Here is a 3,689-nt window from a genome sequence, read left to right on the forward strand (position 1 = left end):
CTTCTTGCAGGGGAATGAAAAGATCCAGCACGCAGTAAAAACATTACTGGAATACAAATGGATCCCAGGCGAGGGAAAAGGCTTCGCCATGGCTGGAGTAGGAAATGTCTCAGGAGGACAGTATTCTCTGAAAGAGGCTTATCAGTATATGGAGAGTAAGGTTGTTAAGGGTACGGGTAAGGATACCCTAGAAGTAAAATTCACAAAGGAACAGCTTGCTACTAAACCATCATATTCACCTGTTCCAGAGAAGTGGATGAAAAAAGGTGGGACTGTGAAAATAGATGAGGATGGAACTTGGGTATATACAAATAAAAAAGGACAGACTGTAAGGTATCCTGATGGTTATCCGGATTTCACTGAATATGCGCATCCAACTGTTAAGCCGGTAGAAATTGAAATTGCAAGCCCAACGAATCGTCCATCTGATTATAAAAATGCTAATATAGAGGCGGGTTTGAATAAAAATTCTGATCCGCCGGTACCAGCACTAGATAAGCCACCTGTGGGATATATATGGCATCACCATCAAGATGGAAAAACAATGATTCTTGTGGATAAAGATATTCATAGGGAATTTACTCATGCTGGCGGAGTATCAACTGTTAATGGAAAATAAATTAAGGGGAGGATATTAATATGGTGAAAATCGAAAGTTCACATAAGAAACTTTCTATAGAAGAGATTGAGAAATTTGAAATAGAAAATGGAGTGAAATTAACGGGAAAATATAAGAAATTTTTACTTCAATGGAATGGCGGATACCCAGAACGTAGTATATTTAATATTTCTGATGAACTTGGGAAAAGTGTTTTGAATGTATTTAATGGAATTGGTGATATGTATGATAATTTAGAGAAAGTTATAGATATATATGAGTTTAGGCTTGCTAAGGGCTTTATTCCAATAGCAGATGATTCAGCTGGTAATGTTATATGCTTAGGTACTGAAGAGTCCTATTATGAAAAAATTTATTTTTGGGATCATGAGCAAGAACCAGAAGACCCTGATGATATGAGTAATATGTATTTTCTAGCAAATGATATTGATGAATTCTTGGATAATTTATATGAAGACGATGATGAATAATATAGAATTGTAAGTATAGATGGGTTTAATGTAATTAAGTTTTTAATTTATATTTTACACACAAGAATGAAAAAGCTCTTGGTGCTAAAATGAATATACATAGGCATAAAAGACAAATGAACAAAAAAGAACTTATTTTTGAAGTGGAAAGAAAAAGAATAGGGTGTTTAAAAGTACATACTCCATGATGGTTGTACCATCATGGAGTACTGTGTGCAATGATAGAATATAAAACGAAGTACGAGCTTAGGCGAGATGACATTTTATTGGGCGACGAATATAAACACATAGAATGTATATTCAATTAACGAACTTGTACAAACTCGTAAGTTTTAACGTATTAGTTGTCACGAAATATAAAAGGTGTCATACTGTTACTACAAAACTTACAAATTTATGCTACTTAAAAACATATGAACTTAAAGCGCTTGATTGTCTATGAGAGGCAACAAGTGCTTTTTGCATTTTAGGAGAGAAGAGAGGATAGTATAATAAATAATAAGTACATATGTTGTTTCAGCAAATAGTATAAGAAAATAGATTAGAAGGAGCAGCTGAATTCATCGGAGTAAATGGTGCAATTCGTGCAGTTATCGGTAAAGACCCTATTACAGGAAAAGAATTATCATCAAAAGAAAGACTCATCGCCGCAGGATGGACGCTCCTAAACTTTGTTCCTGTTGGAAAAGTGGCAAGTCTTGCTGGAAAAGGAATAAAGTATGTCGCTTCTAGCTTTGGGAAGACGATTGTAAAAGCAGGAAAAAAACTAGGCGAAGGCGTAACAATGGTAGCTGGAAAAGCTGGAAAAGCTGGAAAAGCTGGAAAAGCAGCTGTCGATGGTATAAAAACAGCCAGCCACAAAGTAAAAGAAGGCGTAAACTTTGTAGCCTCCACAGCAAAAGGACTTGCAAACAAAATCGGAAACCTATGGAACAAAGGTACCACAACCGTAAAAACAACCTTCTTGCAGGGGAATGAAAAAATCCAGCACGCAGTAAAAACATTACTGGAATACAAATGGATCCCAGGTTTGGGAAAAGCCTACGTAATGCCTGGAGTAGGAATGGTCCGAGAGATGGGACAGCATTCTTTGAGAGATGCTTATCAGTATATGAAAAGTGTTGGAGAGAAGGGTGTTAAGGGTACGGGTAAAAATCTTCTAGCTTCTAATGGGAGATTTATAGATTCAAATTTAGAATCTGATTATGGAAAATATCTTGCACGTAAAGCAAAAGAAGGTAAAACTACGAGGGATAGGATAGAATGGAAAGAAGCAAGAGATTATTGGTTAAATGATTCTCCTATGGCAAGGGGAAATAAGTTTAATAAGACTGTAAGAAACAGGGATATTTATGATTATCATGAAATACACTTGGAAAATGGAAAAAGATTAGATTCATATGATCCTTTTGCTAAAGAAATAATCTCAAGGAAAGCAACAGATTTAGATATGATTGATGAAAAAACTTATAGAGAATATTTAAAAGAAATGAATAAGAAATATTCTGCAGGTACAAAAATACGTTCAAATGCTTATCCTGAGTTAGATGGTAAGCCATTGGAAGGAAAACAAATATTAGAAATTCCAGCTACAAATAAAAATATTACTGATATTGAAAAGTACAAAGAAATAGCAAAAGAATATAGAATAGAATTAAGGTTTATGGGGGAATAGAGAATGAGTTTTGAGATGAAGCCTGAAATCAAAGTGGTATTGGAAAAAATTAGATTTGTAGATAGGTATAAAAAATTGTCTGAAAACTTTAGAGGTAATCCTAATGATTTAAATGATAGATTAGAGGATTATGATATAGAAAAAGTAAATGAAATATTTAAAAGATTAGGATATGTTTCAACTTTTGATAAGAAGGAGAAGTTTTTTAAAGTAGGGGTTATAGATAATTCTCCAAATTATATGATATGGTTTAATATAATTTTAGAATATGGAATGACAGAGTTTATTTGGGTGGTATATCATAATGATGAGGTGAGACTGGGAAGTCCTTGGAGCGTTTACTCAAGGTTATTAATTAACCCAAGAGAAAGGATTAAAAAGCCAGTTTATCGAAGCTATGAAGAATTAGAAGATATATTAAAAGAAGCATTTTTAATGTATGATGATTTTAAGAGTGAGTTAATTAGTGTGTATAGTAAACAATAATAGAACGTATAATAGGATATGATAAATATATACTATAACTTGATGGGATTCTATATATTGAACAAAATAATAAAATTATGCTGTTGAAAATAGACATGTATAAGTATATATAAGTGAATAAAGAGAAAGTATATTTGCAGTGAAAAGAAAAAGAATAGGCTGTTAGAAAGTACGTACTTCATGATGGTTGTACCATTATGGAGTACTGTGTGCAATGATAGAATATAAAACGAAGTACGAGCTTAGGTGAGATGACATTTTACTAGGCGATGAATATAAACACATGGATTGTATATGAAACTAATGAACTCGTATAAATTCGTAAGTTTTAAAGTAGTAGTTTTTATGACATACAAAAAGTATCACATTTTTTACTGCAAAACTTACGAATTCATGCTACTTAAAAACATATGAACTTAAAGCACTTGATTGTCTATGA

At 33.0% G+C, this 3,689-nt stretch carries 3 protein-coding genes and 1 pseudogene; all 4 read left to right on the plus strand.

Translation table 11 applies throughout. The features are described from left to right. Positions 1-619: HNH endonuclease (locus IBT51_RS26830; RefSeq protein WP_234472628.1), on the plus strand; the 619-nt coding region annotated here is incomplete at its 5' end. A 20-nt stretch (positions 620-639) separates the two neighbouring features. Next, entirely contained in the window at positions 640-1,089 is a 450-nt protein-coding gene (locus IBT51_RS26835; RefSeq protein WP_157418136.1) for an SMI1/KNR4 family protein, read from the plus strand. 532 nt (positions 1,090-1,621) lie between these two features. Further along, positions 1,622-2,764: pseudogene (locus IBT51_RS27180) on the plus strand (pre-toxin TG domain-containing protein); the annotation flags it as partial. 3 nt (positions 2,765-2,767) lie between these two features. Continuing rightward, a complete protein-coding gene (locus tag IBT51_RS26845) occupies positions 2,768-3,250 on the plus strand; it encodes a hypothetical protein (RefSeq protein WP_053564627.1) in 483 nt (160 codons plus the stop codon). The last annotated feature ends 439 nt before the right edge of the window (positions 3,251-3,689 follow it).

The sequence above is a fragment of the Bacillus sp. S71 genome (genome assembly GCF_016625265.1).
GTDB classification, from domain to species: domain Bacteria; phylum Bacillota; class Bacilli; order Bacillales; family Bacillaceae_G; genus Bacillus_A; species Bacillus_A cereus.